The sequence below is a fragment of the Flavobacterium sp. ACN6 genome, assembly GCF_002304005.1.
GTDB lineage: Bacteria > Bacteroidota > Bacteroidia > Flavobacteriales > Flavobacteriaceae > Flavobacterium.
This window is the reverse complement of the sequence record NZ_MRCQ01000001.1, coordinates 102,054-120,872: the sequence shown is the minus strand read 5'-3', so window position 1 is coordinate 120,872 and position 18,819 is coordinate 102,054. Positions and strand designations below refer to the sequence as shown.

Below are 18,819 nucleotides of genomic sequence, written 5' to 3'. Positions count from 1 at the left end.
AGCTTTCGTTTTTTTATCTAATTTTAATTCCAGATTTCATTCATTTCTGTCAAAATAATGGGTTTGCCTTCTGTCACAACAATCGTATGTTCGTGCTGCGCCATAAAACCGCCTTTGTTACCAACCATTGTCCATCCATCCTGCAAAGTTTCGGCATAAGTAGAAGTTGTCGAAATAAACGTTTCTATCGCAACTACAGAATTCTTTTTGAATCTTGTCAAATTGAATCGGTCTCTATAATTGGCTATTTCGTGCGGTGCTTCATGAAGGTTTCTCCCTACTCCGTGCCCCGTTAAGTTTTTAATGACTTTATAACCTCTTTTTTTAGCTTCTGTTTCAATTAAAAAACCAATATCAGAAATACGAACGCCTCTTTTTATATTGTGAATCGCTTTATGCAAAATCTGTTTGGAAGCTTCAACCAGTTTTTGATGTTCGTTTACATCAGAACCAATTACAAATGAGCCTCCGTTATCTGACCAAAAACCATCTAGTTCGGCAGAAACATCAATATTGATTAAATCACCTTCTTGAAGAATTCTATTTTCTGAAGGGATTCCGTGACAGAATTCATTTCCAACGCTGATACAAGTCCATCCAGGAAAACCATAAGTCAAATATGGTGCAGATTTAGCGCCGAGATCGTTTAGTATTTGTCCGCCATAATCATCCAATTCTTTGGTAGACATGCCGGCTTTGGCAAACTTTCTCATTTCTTTTAAGGTGAATGCAACTGCTTCACTTGCTTTTTTCATTCCTGCTAATTCTGCTTCTGTTGTAATTGACATAGTTCTTTCTTTAAAGTTCTTCAATTGAATATTTCACAAAACTACCATTTTTTTATTTTACCAAGGACTTTCTTCGCTTTCGTCTTCAATATCATTGCTGAAGAATTTTCCAGTTGGTCCGTTTTTGTCAGTCAGTGTATGTTTTATAATGAAACCAGCGGCGCTTTCGACACTTCCCGGCCCGCTGAAATGATTAAAATCTGTAGCGGTGTAACCTGGATCTATGGAATTTACTCTGAAACCTAAATCTTTTAATTCGTAAGCCAAAGTAACGGTAAAAGCGTTGAGAGCTGCTTTGGATGAAACATAAGAAACGGCTTTAATAGCGTAATATTTCCAAGCAGGATCGCTATGTAACGTAAGTGAACCAAGACCCGAAGTGATATTGCTAATTCTCGGATTCTTAGACTTTTTAAGCAATTCAATAAACGCTTGTGTAACTCTAATTACCCCAAAAAAGTTAGTATCAAAAGTACTCTGGATCTTTTCTACAGCAGTTGACGAAGGATCTTGCGGTGTATCTCCTAAAACTCCAGCATTATTGATTAGAATATCTAATTTTCCCTGCTCCTTTTCTACAATTTCTTTTGCTTTTAAAACACTTTCTTCGTTTGTAACATCAATTTGAATTGCTTTAATGTTTTTAAAACCTTGCTGTGTTAGTTCTTTTACCACTTCCTCGCCTTTTGCAAGATCACGGCTTCCTAAATAAACAAATAATCCTTTTTCTGAAAGCTGTTTAGCAGTTTCTAAACCAATGCTTCTGTTTGCGCCTGTAATTAATACTGAATCCATTTTTTATCTTTATAAATTATTGAGTACAAAGCTGCGTCGATAAAAAACAAAAACATTTGCCATATGGCAAAAAGCGATTTTAGCGAATATTTTTTCGTATTCTGCTTAAAGAAGATTGTGTAATTCCGAGATAAGAAGCCAAATATGAAAGCGGTACGCGATTAATAACTTTTGGAAACATTTCCATAAAAGATAAATAACGAGTTGTAGCATCTTCTGAAACCAACGGACTTCTTCGAGCTACTTTCTGAATTAAAGCTTTTGAGATAATTTTGTGCACAATAGTATCCCAGCCAATAATGGTGATCAGGAGTTCTTCCCAATCTTTTTTAGAAAAAACAATCATTTTACAATCTGTAACAGCCTGTACGTAAGCTGAGGAACAAATACTATTTTGAAAACTTTCCAGGTCGACAACAAGATTATTTTCGTCTATAAAATATTTCGTTATTTCTTCGCCTTTGTTATTATAGTAACAAACCCTCATTATTCCGTCTACAATAAAACCAACTTCTACAGCGATTTTACCAGCTTCTGAGAAATAAGCGTCTTTAGTAATGTCTCGTTCTTTGGCTTTGGTTAAAATTAAATCAATTTGCTGCTGATTTAAATTACCAAACTGTAATAAGTATTCTACTAATTCTTTCATGCACGAAAGTTAAGTATAAGTTTTTAATGGAAATTTGTCATATGGCAAAAAAATAGTATTCTGAAAAGCTTAATTTTTAATAAATTTTAGTCCGTCTTCGGCATTATTCTTACTTTGCATTGGTTTATTTACGGTAACAATCTTTATAAGAGAAATGAAAATTATAGAAAGCAGTTTTTTCAAGCCTAGGAAATGTGAGTACGGCAATTTTGAAATAATACCCGATGAGGGCTGGGAATTTTCGCAGACATTCATTGATTATGAATCTAAACTTTTAATAGTATCTCTAAGTATTATAGATAAAACCAAATGGGAAAATCTGGGTTATAATGGCACCGTGATTCCAACCAAACAATATAAAATTGATTTGAATACGCTTCGTATTTTAGAATGTGAAGAGTGGAAAGAGTATTTCAATTACAATAAAATTGAAATAATTAGTGACGATAAAAAGTACAAATTGATCACTCAAAGGGTTTTTAAACCAGAAAACAATAATGATTCAATCATTGAAGAATTATATGATAATGTTTCTGGCGATCTAATAAGTTCAAGCCGTTCTGTTGCTTTTCGTGAAGATAAATATGAAAATTTATTAGAAAATAAATATCGTTCGGAAAGGGAATTAGAAGAGCGAATAAGAATATATAATGCTAAACCCAATTTAGCTGCATTCTACACGATTCAGATTAATCAGTTAAAAAATCAAGATGTTATAATTTATTATTATGATGCTTTTGATACATTTAAACTTACTTTCTTAAATGATGAATTTGTTTTATCTAAAGGAGATATATTTCCTTCAAAACAAGAAGATTGGCAGTCATTATACTATGATGAAATCGCTGTTTACTCTACTATAGATGAATTTTGGAAAGAATTTAGTAAAGATGAAAAATGGTATTTAAAGTATAACTTACATTACGGCTTTGATCATAAACCATTGGTTTTGGCAAAACAAGTAACGGAATATTTGAATGAATTGCGTGAGGAACAAAAGTCTTCATTTAAAGAATATGAAAAAATTAATGAATGGCAGGGAATAGTTTGGAGTGACGAGTATAAAAAGAAGGAAATAAAACAGTGGTGTTCTAATTGTTTTAAACCAGTGAATTACAATGGACGCTATCCAAAGTATATTTGTCAAGAATGTGCTTCTAAAGACGCATACGATGCAGATGGAAATGTACTTGAGTTTTCAAACCTCGGAATGTCAGGCGGTTTCAAGGCAATTACAAAAAATAAGGAAGGAGAAATTATCAAAGAAAATGATACCGACCAATTTTGTGATTGTATAATTGATGGTAAATTGTTTTTTGCACAAGAAGCAAGATTTGGCGGCATAGTAATTCAACTTAAAGATTCTCAATAAATTGAGATTGAATCACATTCCCGGCCAATACAGAAAATTAAATTTATGCCCGTCTGGATCTGAAAAACCAAAAGTATAACCTTGTTCAAAATTTTCTGGTTCTGAAAATATAGTTCCACCAATTTTTTTGACTTTTTCGTGCCAAAGGTCTACTTCTTCCCTACTTTCGGCCGATAAAGAAAATATGATTTCATTTTCAGATTTAGTATTCGTTATATTGCCTTTTAGAGCATTTTTAAATCTCTTGGAAGTGAAAAAGTTAATTATAAAATTGCTGTCTCCAAAAGAGAAACTCACCAATTCTTCTGTTTCTTTTCCGTTTTGTACGAAACCTAGATTTGTGTAAAACTGAATTGTTTTTTGCAAATCATGCGTAACCAAATTTGCCCATATCATTTTCGTTTTCATAAACTTTGATTTTATTAAATTGATTTACACTAAGTTAATTAAATTATGCTAGATTTAAGAAAACAATTCTAATTTATAGACTGCCTCTGTAAGTTTTTTCTATCTTAGCTTAATAGACAAAGAACTATGAAATTTATAAAACCTTTTTCCTCCTTAATACTTTTGATACTTACTGGATGTATTGGAAACTTGAGTCCAAATGGCGGAAATTCTTCTGTAGATTATCCTTATTTTATTACTACCGAACCAATAATAGTGAAGAAAATTTTAGTGCCTAAAGGAACCAGGTTAACATACGATGAACACTTTTTTGTAAAAGGAAAACAAGACCATACTATGAGCGAAAAGCGCTTAACGAGTATAAAATTACCCGAAGGACAAACCCTAGATTGGGGTGGTATTCCTATTTATTGGATTGAAAAATTTTTCAATTCTGAAATGCGCGGTTATACTGTTTATGCTGATTTCAGCAAATTGACTGAAGATAAAAAAACGAAATTTGCTAAAATATGGCAAGGCTGCACCGACGGTTTAAGCATCACTGTCAAAGAAGTCGACGATTGGTCTTTTAATAAAGTAAATATTGCTGATATTGAAAGCTGCAGCGTACAGTATCAACGTTATTTTAAAGATGACAAAGAGCAGCAGGCTTTTTTAGATGATATGCTCAATGAGCTTAGAAAAGTAGATTCGAAATAAACATCAACTCAAAATACTTCCTTTAAAATACAACAAATCAAAAAATAACTAAACACCAAACCTATAACCAATGAAAATACTTTCAAGAATCTTAATCTTATTAATAATATGTCAAGCTGCTTATGGACAAACTGCTGCAAAGAAAATTGATTCGATTTGCCAGTCAATTTCAAAGAAAAATCCAGAAGTTGGAATCAGTGTAGGATTTCTTGATAATGGTAAAGAATACTTTTTTAATTATGGAAAAATAAGCAAAGAAAGTAAGCAGCCAGTAAATGAAAAAACAATTTATGAAATTGGTTCTATCACTAAACTTTTTACGGGAAATTTAATAGCACAAGCCAGCAATGAAGGTAAATTGAAAGTGGATGATTTTATAGATGGATATCTGCAAGATTATAAGCTATCAAAAGAACTTCAAAACAAAATAAAAATTTCAGATTTAGCTTCTCATCAATCTGGTCTGCCCGATTTAGATTTCAAAAAATTGACAGAACTAAATCCGAAACAGCCTTTAGATATAAGTAAAGAATTGGTTCATTCTATTATCAATGAGAAAACAGAATTAATTGATTATGGCAACTATCGCTACTCTAATATGAGTTTTATATTGCTTGGTGCCATACTAGAAAAGGTATATGGAAAAGATTATGAGACTTTAATTAGAGAAAAGATTCTTGTTCCAACAAAAATGGAAAACACGTTCACTTCTTCTTATACTGTTGAAAATATGGTAACAGGTTACGATTATAAAGGCGTTCAGCAAGATTTTTTCAATTGGAATACTGTAGTTGCGCCGGCAGGTCTGCTTAAATCTAATACATCAGATTTAACGAAATTGGTTAAGAGTATTTTATCTAATAAAACTGAAATTTCAAAAGCGACGACAATAAGCGAAAATACCTTTTATAAAAATACACTGAGAGAAATTGGCTTAGGACTTCAAATGGAGCGAACAAATGATGATGTTTATTTCTATAAAACAGGAAATACAATGGCTTGTTCTTCGATTCTGGCTTATAATAAAAAGGCAGATTGGGGTTTGGTGATTTTGTTAAATCATAACAATTCTGGAATTGTAGCAGATTTAATTAATACAAATTATGATGAAGTGCTGCAGAAAAAAATCATTTCAACTTCTAAAAATAAAAAATAGTTTTCAAATTAATGAAAAATGAATTGCTGAAAACTCCTTTAATATATTTAAGGAGTTTTTTTATATATCTCTGAAAATTAAGGTATTGAAGTTAGTGTTTCCTGTTTTTGTAAAAAGTCGTACTATTATTTTTTAAAGAAAAGCGTTCGACTTTTTTTAGTCGGTCGCGTAAGACTAGTTTCTTTTTCACATTTGTATCGAAATAAATTTCTAACACAAAAAACGATACTATGAAAACTTCAGTAAAAATTTTAGCAGGGCTTTTAATAATAAGTAATATTTCTTTTGGACAAGATATTACCAAAAAAATTGATTCTATAATAAAGGGTAATTATCAAAAAAATCCCAACGTGGGAATCAGTGTTGGTTTTGTTCAAAATAATAAAGAGTACTATACTTCCTATGGTAATTTGAACGCAGAAACTCAAACTAAAATTGATAAAAACTCAATCTTCGAAATTGCGTCTATTACTAAAATTTTAACTTCTAATTTAATTGCACAGGCAGTAAATGAGAATAAAATTAAAACAGATGATTATATAGATAATTTTATTCCCAAAGAGTATGTACTGCATCCAAACCTTAAAAACAAAATAAAAATTTCAGACTTGGCATCTCATCAATCCGGCTTACCTGATATAGATTTTGCAAAGCTGATAGAATTGAATCCACAACAGCCTGTAAGCATTGTTACCCAAGAAACGCTGACTGCTCTAGTTAATAATTGTACAGAACTAAAAGATTATGGTAAATATCGCTATTCAACTATTGGTTATACTTTACTTGGTCAAATACTTGAAAAAGTGTATCATAAAAGTTACGATGAAATTATAAGAGAGAAAATAATTATTCCCTTAAAGTTGAAAAATACTTTTACTACAGATTTTAATGTAAAGAATATCACAACAAGTCATAATCCTGAAGGAGGTATTCAAGAATTCTTTAATTGGAATATTACAGCGCCCGCAGGATTAGTAAAATCAAGTACATCTGATATGGTTACTTATTTAAAGGCTGTTTTAAATAAAGATAATGCGGTTGGTAAAGCAGCTTTAATTACAGAAAAAATCTTTTACAAAGACGAAAAAAGGGAAATAGGATTAGGCTTAGGTATCATGACAGATGATAAGAATACCATCTATTCTAAATCTGGCGACTCTATGGGACAGTCCTCTATTATCTGTTATAACAGAGCTCAAAATTGGGGAATTATTATACTGCTGGATCAAAGAAATTCAAAAATGAGACAAGAACTAGTGAATCAGATTTATGATACCGTATTGAAATAGTTTATAAAAAACAACCTCCAAAATGAAGCCATTTGGAGGTTATTTTTTTAGTTAGAAGAACTTAAAAAACGATAATACTCTTTAATTTTATTTTTTAATCTTTCTGCCAAATATTTGTTGCCGTCTTGCAGCTCATGTAATATAATTTCGGCTTCTTCGATGTATTTCAGTTTTTTTTCGTCACTCCAATAATATGGAGGTTCATACAAATTTGATATTCTATCGGCCATTTTTACAGCCCAGACTTCTATCGGCTGTTGTTTTATTCTGCTCAAACTATCACGCATTTTTTCAAACGAATCCGCAATGTTTTCATTTTTGGTTAATGCCAAAACTCCCGACGCAACCTGACCTCCAAATAAATCATTTACTTTTTCATAGTCAAATGCTGTATCTTCTATGGTATCATGGAGCATCGCACATTTAACAGCTAAATCAGAATTCATATTTTCTGTTAAACGAACGGCATTTAGGACTTCAAAAACAACGCTTCCGATATGATTAATGTATTCTACCCTTTCTCCTTCATTAACACCACCATATTTTTGCCCTTCATGCAATTTTGAAACCAATTGCCAAACATTCTGAATTTCATCTATTGACCAGTCTTTTTGTTGTTCTATATTTTGCATATTGATTTTTTAGATTTAATGTAATTTATTGCTTTTTTTGGAGATCTGCAATAATTCAGTTGAAGGTTTTATTTTTTTTTACTAAAAATCAATGACACAGAAATAATTTGAATTAATGCGATATGTTTATATTAGCCACAGAAATACTTGTTTATGCCCCAAACTTTAAAAATTACGAGCCTTACTAATGAAGACATAAAATTCCTGAAAACAAAACTCAAGAAGAGCTACTTAGGCTGGTTGATTTTCTCTCTATTTTCGGTTGTTTTTCCTGCTTTTTGTATTTATGCCATCATCACCAATGACGAGTTAGAGGATAAAGGATTTTTAATTTTAATAGTTTTAATTATTTTCGGACTTTGGATTTACCTTACGATTAGGGGAATATTAGACACAATAAAAGAACAGCAGAATTTACTATCGCAGACTAAAATTGAGGGCGATACAATAGTTTTAGAAAAAGAAATCGTTACGATTGAAGGACATGAGTCTGATAGTACTTCACACCAAATAAAAATTTATTCAGCAGTTGAAGAAAAACATAAAAGCATTTGGATAAATCAAAAATATTACGAAAAAATCCAGATCGGAGATTCGATATGGATTGAATATTTTTTGGATTGTAATTACATCAAAACATTACGATTTGATGGACAAAATATTAAGTCTAAAACTTTTAGGTAGAATTAAAAACAGTTGCGAATATGACTGGTTCAGGATATAAGTATTTTGATGAAGATGCTTTTTAACAAGTATAAAAAAAACTCCTTAAAAAATTAAGGAGTTTTTTTTATATCAAAGTCGGTTTTACGATGCTTTTGGCCATTATAACATATACATTTCTTCTATTCGGTCTTATTAATAGCAATAAGTTTTACCATGTTAGAATTGAAAGATGGAAGATTTTCATTTAAAATAGAAAAGAATTCAATGTCGGCATTTTCAACTTCAATAATTGCTTTTTGCAAAACGCTTTCTCCAGTATTTGTTAGCCGAATTGTTTTTGCCCTTGTATCTGTGTGATGTTCATGTCGCGTTACGAAAGCTTTTTCTTCCAGCGTTCGCAATACTTTAGATACCATCATTCTGTCGGCATTACTTTGGTTGGCAATGTCAATTTGTGTTACAGAATCACTTTTTTTTGAAAGCCACCCTAATGCGGCCAACAATACAAATTGCGTCTGGGTTAAATCTAACGGATCTAATACTTTTTTTAGTTTACGCTGCCAAAGCATTGTCAGTTGTCCCAGCAAATAACCTGGACTATCCTTTGGACTTTTAAAATGAAAATTAATTTCTTTAGACATAAAATGATATTGAAGCAATTGTTTTTCTTCCAGAATTTCTTTCTAAAATTAGTAAATAATTACATTTATTTTGTTTCTAGAAAAGTAAGTTTATAACCGTCAAGATCTTTAACATGAAATGCTCTTCCAAAAGGAGTTTCAATAATTGGTCCGGCTGTAGTTACTTCATTTGCGATGAATTTTTCTTTCAAATCATCTACATTTTCGTCTACTGCAAACCAAAGCGCTACTCCTGTTCCTAATTCTTTTCCTTCTATAGGTTCGAGCGGTGTACGAATGGCAAAACTTGCCTGCCCTTCATTATACTTAAAAATACAGGCTTGCGGATTAGTATTTCCAATCTCGAATCCTAATTTTTTCTCGTAGAAGTTTTTTGATGCTTCTAGATTTTTTACTTGCACTGATGCAAAAGTTAATTCTCTCATTTTTACTATATTTAAATTGTTGTCGCAAATATAGTATTCGCGACAACAATAAACAAGTAGATTTGAATTTTTCTTTTTTGATTAGTAAAATGTTGCTTAGCTTTCAAAAATACTATTCATTCAATTTTCTAAATAACAATTTCATTGATTCAGAATCAATTGTATTCATGTCGACCAAATTGAGTGCTTTTACCATTTTGATGGTTGTTGTTTTATATTTTAGAAAATGCGGCGTTTTTAAATGGAATTGATAAGAATCTTGATCTTTATACATTTCTAAGATTCTTATTTGTGTTGAATCATTTTTTTGATACATAGGAAAAATTGCCAAAACTCCAGGTTCTAATTTTACTGATGCCGAAGATTCTTCTTTAAGTATAGCCTTGTATTCTGATAAAAATTCCGGAAAAATTTCAATTTCCGAAATACGAACCATCATCTCTTTTTTTTGAGCAGACATAGAACTGGAAGTAAAAATTATGGTTAAAAGTATTAAATGCGACAAGGGGCATTTTGAAAAAATGTTTCGAAAATTGAGGATAAGATTTGCCATATGTAAATTCATGAAATTATTGATTCTTACCGATTTTGAAGAACTTTATCAAGATTGTTTTTAAGTATTTCAGCCTGTTCGTTCCCAATTTCTTTTTTAATAATTGTACTTAATTCTGTAATCTGTCCTTCTGTAATTCCTGTATTTAATCCCATGGAAATATGAGCCTGCAATTGAGGTTCAACTCCTGACATTGCAGCTAATATTGAAATAGTTACAAATTCGCGCTGACGGTAATTTAATACATCGCGACTGAAAATATCGGCAAATAAGTGCTCTTTTAGAAAAACATCAATTGCTGGTGCAAAAGCATTCGCACCTGTTTTTGGACCTTTTTCTTCACGTCCTGTTAGTTTTTGCAGTGTTTCTTTTCCAACCTTATATTTATCGCCAGAATCAGTAATTGGAGATGCTTCCCTACCCACTTCATCTTTAATTCCTTTTGCTTTTCTTTCCTCCAGAACTTCCATAAAAGCATTGATTGCATTAAGGCTCCTTGGAAAACCACAGTAAGCGTAAAGCTGTACTAAAGCTTCCTTAATTTCATTAATAGTAAGTCCGGCATCCAGCCCTTTATTTAATTGAATTTTTAGCTGCTGTATGTTGCCAATTGCCGACAAAGCAGCAATACCAGCCATACTTTGCTGATGAGTATTTAAATTTGAACTTTGTGTATTATTATCTTGCGCATTCATTGAATTGATATTTATTAAAAGAATTATAATCAGTAGATTTTTATAAATAGTCGCTTTTTTCATTTTAAGATTATTTATTAGCCTCCAAATATTCCTCATCTGAAACAGGATTTAACCAAACTGCATTTACTTCTCCTTCGTAATTTGTAATAGCAATATGAACCATTTTTGAATCTGCTGAAGCGCCATGCCAATGTTCTGTGTTTTCGGGTATGTTTATTACATCTCCTATTTTTATCGACTGTGCAGGTTTTCCTTTTTCCTGATATAAGCCTTCACCTTCAGTTACGATTAGAACCTGTCCTTTTGGATGGGTATGCCAATTTGTTCTCGCTCCAGCCTCAAATGTTACGCTTCCTATTACGAAGTCGTTATTTTTATCTTTTGCTAATAGAAGTTGCAAATAAGCGTCTCCAGTAAAATATCCGTTTGTCAATTTTTCTCCTTTAGAAAAAAGCGATGAAGTGTTTTCTGTATTCATTTTTTGCTGTATTATTTTGTTATTACATGATGTCAATAGTACTAATGTTATTAAAATTAGTGTTTTACATCTTAGTTTTGTCATTAAATTCATCTTTAAATATTTGATATATAACATTGAATACAAATTTCGTCACTAATATTTGCTTTAGCCGTAGACAGATTACTGAATTATTTACCACTTTTACTGATAGTACAAATCAGATTAATCAGGATGATTTAGTTTCTTTAAATTTGTATAGTAATTTTTTAGATTATGGAAGAAATTGAAAGAATTGATACCGTTAAACAATACAATGACTCGGTTGGGGTTGATACATTGCACCCTTTGGTAAGTGTTGTTAATTTTGATGAAATACCAACGTACCAATATTTTAGAAGGTACATGGGGATTTATGCCGTTTTTCTAAAATATATTAACTGCGGAGATATTCGTTATGGCTGCCAGCCTTATGATTATGAAGATGGAACTTTAGTTTTTATTTCGCCTGGACAAGTTTACGGAATCGATAGTAAAGGTAAACTTATAAAACCTGCAGGAAAAGCTCTGGTATTTCACCCCGATTTAATTGCAGGAACATCACTTGGAAAACATATAAAGGATTATTCTTTTTTTTCTTATGAAGTTAATGAAGCGCTTCATCTATCTAAAAAAGAAAGAATTACAATAAATGATTGTCTGGAGAAAATCGCGGTCGAAATAGATTTAAATATTGACAAACACAGTAAAACATTAATTGTTTCCAATATTGAACTTTTCCTAAATTATTGTATGCGATATTATGATAGGCAGTTTATTACCCGAAATAATGTTAATAAAGATATTTTAGTGCGTTTTGAAGATTTACTCAATAACTATTTTAAATCTGATCTGCCGCGGAAATTAGGATTGCCAAATGTAAACTGGTGTGCAGAGCAACTGCATTTATCTCCCAATTACTTTGGCGATTTAATAAAAAAAGAAACAGGAAATACGGCACTAGACTACATCCAGTCTAAGTTGATTGATGAAGCAAAATCAAAAATATTTGATCCCCTTAAGTCAATAAATACTATTGCAGATGAACTTGGATTTAAATATCAACAACATTTTACCCGCCTATTCAAACAAAAAACTGGAATGACACCCAATGAATATAAGAATGGAAATTAAGGAGTCATATTGATGCTTCATATTGATTATGAATTATACATAAAATAAAAACTCCTTAATTTCTTAAGGAGCTAAACTATACATTTGCCCTCTTCAGAATTAAAATAAAAATAAAAAAATGGTACAAGAATTTTCAGTTACACATAGTATTCTTTCGGCAGATAAAATCAGAGAATTTATTATAGATAAATATGGTCTAAGTGAAGCTGCAGAATGTAAACTTTTTAGAGCTGCAATGAACCATTTGTATATTGTGTTGGATGGTGATGAAAAGTTTGTTTTTAGAGTCTACACCTTCAATTGGAGAACTCGAGTAGAAATAGACGAAGAATTAAAACTTTTATTGTATCTGAAAAATAGCAATACATCCGTGTCCTATCCAATAGAGGACATATCGAATGAGCTGGTTCAGGAATTTAATGCTCCTGAAGGGAAAAGGTATGGCGTGCTTTTTTCGTACGCAAAGGGTTCAAAAACAGCAAAATTTTCAGCTGATGCGAGTTTTTTCATAGGTAAAGGACTAGCCGAAGTTCATAAAGCCGCAGAAATGTTCAGTTTGGCAAGAATAACTTATAATACGCAGACTTTACTTGATGAGTCCCTTACAAGAACAAAGCTTTTTTTCAACAAAACATCAGGTGAAATTTTATTTTTAGACGCTTTATCGAGCTTTCTAAAAATTAAGTTTGATAATGTTGATGAAAAACAAATAAGATCTGGAGCCGTTCATCTTGATGTTTGGTTTGATAATATGCATATCGATGAAGAAAACCAAGTAACTTTTTTTGATTTTGATTTTTGCGGTAATGGCTGGTTATGTCTTGATATTTCTTATTTCTTGTTTCAGCTTTTTTCGACCAACCTCAATGAGAATGACTATTTAATTAAAGCCCAGAGCTTTTTAAAAGGTTATGAAAATGTGACTAAAATATCTGAAGAGGAAAAAAGAATACTTCCCTACCTCTGCCTGGCCATTATGAATTATTACATCAGTATTCAATGTGATAGATTTGAATATTGGACAAATATATTTCTAAACGAGGATCATCTAAAAAGATTTGTAGGTAACTTAAAACGCTGGGCTGCCTATAATAATATTGAAATTGAACAAAATATAATTTAAAAGCGACTGAGATTGATTAATTGTAAAAAATACTGGTAAAGAATTGGCATAATAGAATTACATTAAAAAAGTGAAAAAAAATATATTAATATTGATTTTGATGGCTCTACTTTTTTCCTGTAAACAAGGGAACGAATCCATGAAAAATAAAGCTGAGGCTGAAACGTTTCATTTGGTAAAAAATGACCATATTAAAAAGCGTTTGAGTACGATTAATAACAAAGACATTTATACTAAATATGAGTATAATGATTCTAAAAGCGCAAGTCTAATAATACAAAACAGCTTCCCGAGAGGCGGAATGAAATATACTGCTCCTAATGGCGAAGTTTATCGTTATGCCGTTTTTTGGACTAGAATAATAAACGAAACGGATAATATTCTGGAATTGAAAATTGACTTTCCTATAAATTCATATGATGTACCCTCTTTACTTGGCAAATACTTTAAAATAGTGATACCTCCTGATACGATGGTTCCTGAGAAAATGTCCTTGTTTAATTATGGCTTAACAGATTTAGAATCTTTTTTAGATACTAATATTTATACAGCAGCTTCATTAGAAAGAATCATTAATTCGAAAGAATCAACTGGCTTTTATGTTGTAATGCTCTGCGTGGTTGAAGGTGCTAAAGGAACTTTACGAACAGGACTTAGTCTAAACGGAAAAAATCTTACTTATACAATTAATGGTAAAGAAATACATTGTGGAAATATAGCCATAAAAAAAAACTCCTTAAGAAATTAAGGAGTTTTAGTATATGTGATACTAATTATTTGGTACAATTGTAGAAAGAATAAAATCAACTCTTTCTCTTATTTTTAGTTTTGGAACTTCTATAAGTCGATACCCATAATCATAATAAGTTCTTTTTAATATGTCATAAACTTCAATTGCTTCTGTAAAAGTTTGCTTGCGCTCAGAATCTGTTTGATAAATTTCTTCCCAAGGCGGTAATATAAATACAATATGATTATACCTGTATTTTCGAACAGTTTCAGCTAATTCATTGGATATTTCCAATTTAATTAGATTTGCATATGCTATGGTGTCAGGAATACCCCTATCGAAAAAGGTAATTGAAGAATCGTCCTTGTTTTTCAGAAAATCATCTATAGACCTTTCAAGCATTAAATAAGTATATCTTTCCTGATTTGCCCACGGAAGTGCATCTCCATTATTTATTACTTGTTCTTTGATAATTTGACGTGCTGCTTCATCGATACAATTATATCCTCTTCGTTCTAATTCTTGAATAATAGTTGTTTTTCCAACTCCAGGACCACCTGTAATTATGAATGTGTTGATTAATTTGATCATTTTTTAATTAATTATTTTGTTAATTAAAATACAGAGGAAATTGTTCTAAGGCAGGCAAAAAGTATCTTTGCAGTCTCGACTATTTAGAACGAAGATTTTTATAAATATTTTCAGCGTATTTATGAAAAGGTGTGGTAATTTTTGAATTATTTCTTAACGAAAAAAAAGTGTACTTAAATAAAAAACTCCTTAATTTCTTAAGGAGTTTTTCTGTGGGCGATGAGGGGTTCGAACCCCCGACCCCCTCGGTGTAAACGAGGTGCTCTGAACCAGCTGAGCTAATCGCCCTATTTTACTAGGCTGCTATCATTTCGTGATTGCGAGTGCAAATATACAGCTAGATTTTGTATTTGCAAGCATAAATACAAAAAAAATGAAATTATTTTTGATGTTTTTATTTAGCTCTCTATTTTTCAGTCTGTTAAAAAATGAACAAAAAATTGTGTTTTCTTATATTTTCGTTAAAAAGCAGAATATGGAACTCTAATTCGTAATATTACTTTGTATTCATTTCCTATAGTCATACATTTGTATACCTAAAAATAGTAAATTCTAATGGCAAGATTTAAAGAAAATGATTTACCAAAATCTAAAATAACTGCTACTTCACTTACCAAAGCAAAAACAATATTTACATACGCAGGAAATCACAAATGGAAATTCTTCATCGGATTAATTTTTCTGCTTTTAACGGGAGCTACTGCCCTAGCCTTTCCAAAATTAATGGGAATGCTTGTTGACTGTGTAAAAAATAAAGACAATGACCAAGCTAATACAATCGCTTTAGGATTAATTGCGATTTTGTTTTTACAATCTTTCTTTTCCTTTTTCAGATTGTCTTTATTTGTAAACTTTACCGAAAATACATTGGCAAATCTCCGTTTGGCTTTGTATACCAATTTAGTAAAACTGCCAATGACTTTCTTCTCTCAAAAAAGAGTTGGAGAATTAAACAGTCGTATCAGTGCGGATATTACACAAATCCAAGATACTTTAACTACTACAATTGCTGAGTTTTTACGTCAGTTTATATTAATTATTGGAGGTGTTATTTTATTAGCGACTGAAAGCTTGAAATTAACTTTATTAATGCTTTCAGTAGTACCGTTAGTGGCAATTGCAGCAGTTGTTTTCGGAAGATTTATTAGAAAATATTCTAAAAAAGTTCAAGATCAGGTTGCAGAAAGTCAGGTTATAGTTGAAGAAACGATGCAGGGAATCAGCATTGTTAAAGCTTTTGCTAACGAATGGTACGAAATTGCACGTTATAAAGGTAAAATCAGCGATGTTGTAAAACTGGCTATTAAAGGTGGTAAATATCGCGGTTACTTTGCATCATTTATTATCTTCTGTTTATTTGGCGCCATTGTAGCGGTAGTTTGGTTTGGCGTACGGTTGAGTATTGCGGGCGAAATGAGCGTGGGACAATTAATCTCTTTTGTTTTGTATTCTACTTTCGTCGGAGCTTCATTTGGTGGAATCGCCGAATTATATGCACAGATCCAAAAAGCAATTGGAGCAACCGAAAGGGTTTTCGAATTATTAGACGAAAATCCGGAGAAAATCAATTCTGATGTTAATAGAAAAAAAGAAAAAATTAAAGGAAATGTAACCTTCAATAATGTTGCTTTTAGTTACCCGACACGTCAGGAAATACAGGTTTTAAAAAACGTAAATTTCAAAGCCGAGTTTGGACAAAAAATAGCAATTGTTGGACCTAGCGGTGCTGGGAAATCGACTATTTCTTCTCTTTTATTGAGATTCTACGATATTACTTCTGGAGAAATAACCATAGACGGAAAAAATATTTACGATTATGATTTAGAAGATCTTCGCGGCAACATGAGTATTGTGCCGCAAGATGTTATTTTATTTGGAGGAACAATCAGAGAAAATATTGCCTACGGAAAACCAGACGCTTCTGACGAAGAAATTGTACTGGCAGCAAAACAGGCTAATGCTTTTAATTTTATAGAAGGTTTCCCAGAAAAATTTGAAACGTTAGTTGGAGAACGCGGGGTTAAGTTATCAGGCGGACAACGCCAGCGTATTGCAATTGCAAGAGCGCTGCTTAAAAACCCGAGTATTTTAATATTAGATGAAGCAACTTCATCTTTAGACAGCGAAAGCGAAAAACTAGTTCAGGAAGCTTTAGAAGTCCTAATGGAAGGAAGAACAAGCATCATTATCGCTCACAGACTTTCGACTATTAGAAATGCAGATAAAATCCTAGTTTTAGATAACGGAAAAATCTCAGAAGAAGGAACACATCAGGAATTGATTAATTTAGAAAATGGAATTTATAAGAACTTAAGTAATCTTCAGTTTAGTAACTATTAGATAAAATTCCAATTTTTAAAATTCCAAATTCCAATACAAAAAAAATGGATTTGCAAAGCAAATGGATTTTTTTTGTAAAATCTAAAATCTAAAATCTAAAATCTAAAATCTAAAATCTAAAATCTAAAATCTAAAATCTAAAATCTAAAATCTAAAATCTAATCCCAAGACTTCGGGACTAAAATCTAAAATCGCACGTCTACAACAAACTCGACAGGTTTTAAAAACCTGTCGGGTTTAATACGAACGAAAAAGGTTCCAATTTTGTTGGAACCTTTTTAATATGTAAACTGTAAGCCGAGACTGAAAACTAAAAATTATTTCCCTTTTCTACGTTTGCGTTCAGCTTTAATCATAGATAATTCGCGGCTTGTTTGTCCGGCTACAGAAGTGTTTTCTTCGGCACGACGAATCAAGTACGGCATAACATCTCTAACTGGTCCAAAAGGCAGATATTTAGCTACATTATAACCATTTTCAGCCAAGTTATAACTAATATTATCGCTCATTCCGTATAATTGTCCAAACCAGATTCTATTATCGTTTTTAGCAATTCCTTTTTGAGCCATCATTTCCATCAATTTGTATGAACTCAATTCGTTATGTGTTCCTGCAAAGATCGCCATTGTTTCTAAATGATCCAGCATATAGTTTACAGCGGCATCATAATTATCATCTGTTGCTTGTTTAGAAACACAAATTGGAGAAACATATCCTTTTTCTTCCGCACGTTTGTTTTCTTTTTCCATGTACGCGCCGCGAACTAATTTCATTCCGATGTAGAAACCTTCCGCTTTTGCAATATCATGCAATTTTTTCAAATAATCCAAACGATCCCAACGGTACATTTGTAAAGTATTAAATACAATGGCTTTTTCCTTATTGTATTTGCGCATCATATCGGTAACAAGATCATCAGCAGCATCCTGCATCCAGCTTTCCTCACCATCAATTAATAAAGCAACATCTTTTTTATGTGCTTCACTGCAAACTTGATCAAAACGAGCTACTACTCTATTCCATTCTTCTTGCTCCGTTGGAGATAAGGTCTGCTTTTCTCCTAATTTCTCATACAATTCAAAACGGCCTAAACCAGTTGGTTTAAATACTGCAAACGGAATTGCTAATCGCTCCTTTGCAAATTCAATAGTTTTTAAGGTCATTTCTAAAGCAGCATCAAATTGTGCTTCTTCTTCTTTTCCTTCAACTGAATAATCTAATACAGATGAAACACCTTTAGTAAACATTTTATCAACTACAGTTAAACAGTCATTTTCGTTAACCCCGCCGCAAAAATGATCAAAAACAGTTGCGCGTATTAATCCTTCAACTGGAAGATGTGCTTTGATAGCAAAATTAGTTACTGCTGTCCCAATACGCACTAACGGTTCGCTGTCAATCATTTTAAAAAGAAAATAAGCTCTATCAAGTTCTGTATCACTTTTTAACGAAAATGCAACCTGTGTGTTGTCGAATATTTTTTCCATTAAGTTTAGTTTTTGTGCAAAGATATAGAGTGTTTTGAATATTATTTACTAAATGGTGTCAAATTTTTCAATTTTCTCAATTGAAGGATTGATTTTTTTTCTGCGTAATTCTATATGAATAAAATATCCGACAATAAAGTAAGAAAT

Annotated in this window: 21 protein-coding genes and 1 tRNA gene; 9 read left to right on the top strand and 13 right to left on the bottom strand. The window is 31.7% G+C overall.

From position 1 onward, the window contains the following. Window positions 1-23 precede the first annotated feature (23 nt). From map to BSF42_RS00590, 3 genes are all read right to left on the bottom strand, one after another. Window positions 24-788 carry a type I methionyl aminopeptidase gene (gene map / locus BSF42_RS00600; protein WP_095951186.1) on the bottom strand — a complete coding sequence of 255 codons (765 nt, stop codon included), beginning with the start codon at window positions 786-788 and terminating at the stop codon, window positions 24-26. Between the two features lie 57 nt (window positions 789-845). After that, window positions 846-1,583 carry an SDR family oxidoreductase gene (locus tag BSF42_RS00595; RefSeq protein ID WP_095951185.1) on the bottom strand — a complete coding sequence of 246 codons (738 nt, stop codon included), beginning with the start codon at window positions 1,581-1,583 and terminating at the stop codon, window positions 846-848. Window positions 1,584-1,662: 79 nt separating this feature from the next. After that, window positions 1,663-2,232, bottom strand: coding sequence for a Crp/Fnr family transcriptional regulator (locus BSF42_RS00590; RefSeq protein ID WP_095951184.1), 570 nt, complete (start codon window positions 2,230-2,232; stop codon window positions 1,663-1,665). A 154-nt stretch (window positions 2,233-2,386) separates the two neighbouring features. Between BSF42_RS00590 and BSF42_RS00585 the strand changes: the two genes are divergently transcribed. Next, the gene (locus BSF42_RS00585) at window positions 2,387-3,604 is read left to right on the top strand and encodes a hypothetical protein (RefSeq protein ID WP_095951183.1); all 1,218 of its coding nucleotides are present in this window, start codon (window positions 2,387-2,389) and stop codon (window positions 3,602-3,604) included. 12 nt (window positions 3,605-3,616) lie between these two features. On the opposite strand, the gene BSF42_RS00580 is transcribed toward BSF42_RS00585, so the two are convergent. Continuing rightward, entirely contained in the window at window positions 3,617-4,012 is a 396-nt protein-coding gene (locus BSF42_RS00580) for a VOC family protein (RefSeq protein ID WP_095951182.1), read from the bottom strand. Window positions 4,013-4,138: 126 nt separating this feature from the next. Here BSF42_RS00580 and BSF42_RS00575 point away from each other — a divergent pair, with 126 nt between their 5' ends. From BSF42_RS00575 to BSF42_RS00565, 3 genes are all read left to right on the top strand, one after another. Further along, window positions 4,139-4,711, top strand: coding sequence for a hypothetical protein (locus BSF42_RS00575; RefSeq protein ID WP_095951181.1), 573 nt, complete (start codon window positions 4,139-4,141; stop codon window positions 4,709-4,711). A 70-nt stretch (window positions 4,712-4,781) separates the two neighbouring features. Beyond that, complete coding sequence (locus BSF42_RS00570) at window positions 4,782-5,867, top strand: serine hydrolase (RefSeq protein WP_095951180.1); 1,086 nt, start codon at window positions 4,782-4,784, stop codon at window positions 5,865-5,867. A 230-nt stretch (window positions 5,868-6,097) separates the two neighbouring features. Further along, entirely contained in the window at window positions 6,098-7,156 is a 1,059-nt protein-coding gene (locus BSF42_RS00565; protein WP_095951179.1) for a serine hydrolase, read from the top strand. 47 nt (window positions 7,157-7,203) lie between these two features. Here the strand turns inward: BSF42_RS00565 and BSF42_RS00560 are convergent, their stop codons facing one another. Next, the gene (locus BSF42_RS00560) at window positions 7,204-7,788 is read right to left on the bottom strand and encodes an HD domain-containing protein (RefSeq protein WP_095951178.1); all 585 of its coding nucleotides are present in this window, start codon (window positions 7,786-7,788) and stop codon (window positions 7,204-7,206) included. Between the two features lie 153 nt (window positions 7,789-7,941). On the opposite strand from BSF42_RS00560, the gene BSF42_RS00555 reads away from it, so the two are divergent. Continuing rightward, complete coding sequence (locus BSF42_RS00555; RefSeq protein ID WP_095951177.1) at window positions 7,942-8,472, top strand: hypothetical protein; 531 nt, start codon at window positions 7,942-7,944, stop codon at window positions 8,470-8,472. A 161-nt stretch (window positions 8,473-8,633) separates the two neighbouring features. Here BSF42_RS00555 and BSF42_RS00550 read toward each other — a convergent pair whose 3' ends face one another. From BSF42_RS00550 to BSF42_RS00530, 5 genes are all read right to left on the bottom strand, one after another. Further along, window positions 8,634-9,095, bottom strand: a complete 462-nt coding sequence (locus BSF42_RS00550; RefSeq protein ID WP_095951176.1) for a MarR family winged helix-turn-helix transcriptional regulator — start codon at window positions 9,093-9,095, stop codon at window positions 8,634-8,636. 65 nt (window positions 9,096-9,160) lie between these two features. Next, on the bottom strand, window positions 9,161-9,520 hold the full coding sequence (locus BSF42_RS00545; RefSeq protein ID WP_095951175.1) for a VOC family protein: 360 nt from the start codon (window positions 9,518-9,520) through the stop codon (window positions 9,161-9,163). Between the two features lie 112 nt (window positions 9,521-9,632). Beyond that, window positions 9,633-9,980: a putative quinol monooxygenase gene (locus BSF42_RS00540; protein WP_253250950.1), complete on the bottom strand. Its 348-nt coding sequence runs from the start codon at window positions 9,978-9,980 to the stop codon at window positions 9,633-9,635. 119 nt (window positions 9,981-10,099) lie between these two features. Beyond that, window positions 10,100-10,768 carry a carboxymuconolactone decarboxylase family protein gene (locus BSF42_RS00535; RefSeq protein WP_253250949.1) on the bottom strand — a complete coding sequence of 223 codons (669 nt, stop codon included), beginning with the start codon at window positions 10,766-10,768 and terminating at the stop codon, window positions 10,100-10,102. Between the two features lie 70 nt (window positions 10,769-10,838). Continuing rightward, the gene (locus tag BSF42_RS00530; RefSeq protein ID WP_095951173.1) at window positions 10,839-11,249 is read right to left on the bottom strand and encodes a cupin domain-containing protein; all 411 of its coding nucleotides are present in this window, start codon (window positions 11,247-11,249) and stop codon (window positions 10,839-10,841) included. A gap of 255 nt (window positions 11,250-11,504) precedes the next feature. Between BSF42_RS00530 and BSF42_RS00525 the strand changes: the two genes are divergently transcribed. The 3 genes from BSF42_RS00525 (at window position 11,505) to BSF42_RS00515 (ending at window position 14,272) form a co-directional block, all read left to right on the top strand. Beyond that, the gene (locus BSF42_RS00525) at window positions 11,505-12,401 is read left to right on the top strand and encodes an AraC family transcriptional regulator (protein WP_095951172.1); all 897 of its coding nucleotides are present in this window, start codon (window positions 11,505-11,507) and stop codon (window positions 12,399-12,401) included. 118 nt (window positions 12,402-12,519) lie between these two features. Next, entirely contained in the window at window positions 12,520-13,524 is a 1,005-nt protein-coding gene (locus BSF42_RS00520) for a phosphotransferase (RefSeq protein WP_095951171.1), read from the top strand. A 139-nt stretch (window positions 13,525-13,663) separates the two neighbouring features. Further along, entirely contained in the window at window positions 13,664-14,272 is a 609-nt protein-coding gene (locus tag BSF42_RS00515; protein ID WP_095951170.1) for a hypothetical protein, read from the top strand. Between the two features lie 21 nt (window positions 14,273-14,293). On the opposite strand, the gene BSF42_RS00510 is transcribed toward BSF42_RS00515, so the two are convergent. Both BSF42_RS00510 and BSF42_RS00505 read right to left on the bottom strand, forming a co-directional pair. Next, complete coding sequence (locus BSF42_RS00510; RefSeq protein ID WP_095951169.1) at window positions 14,294-14,845, bottom strand: AAA family ATPase; 552 nt, start codon at window positions 14,843-14,845, stop codon at window positions 14,294-14,296. A 213-nt stretch (window positions 14,846-15,058) separates the two neighbouring features. Next, a tRNA-Val gene (locus tag BSF42_RS00505) sits at window positions 15,059-15,133 on the bottom strand. A gap of 267 nt (window positions 15,134-15,400) precedes the next feature. Here BSF42_RS00505 and BSF42_RS00500 point away from each other — a divergent pair. Then, window positions 15,401-17,185 (top strand): ABC transporter ATP-binding protein, encoded by a 1,785-nt coding sequence (locus BSF42_RS00500; RefSeq protein ID WP_095951168.1) that lies wholly within the window; start codon window positions 15,401-15,403, stop codon window positions 17,183-17,185. A gap of 317 nt (window positions 17,186-17,502) precedes the next feature. Here the strand turns inward: BSF42_RS00500 and BSF42_RS00495 are convergent, their stop codons facing one another. Further along, a complete protein-coding gene (locus BSF42_RS00495; protein ID WP_095951167.1) occupies window positions 17,503-18,672 on the bottom strand; it encodes a proline dehydrogenase family protein in 1,170 nt (389 codons plus the stop codon). Window positions 18,673-18,819 lie beyond the last annotated feature (147 nt).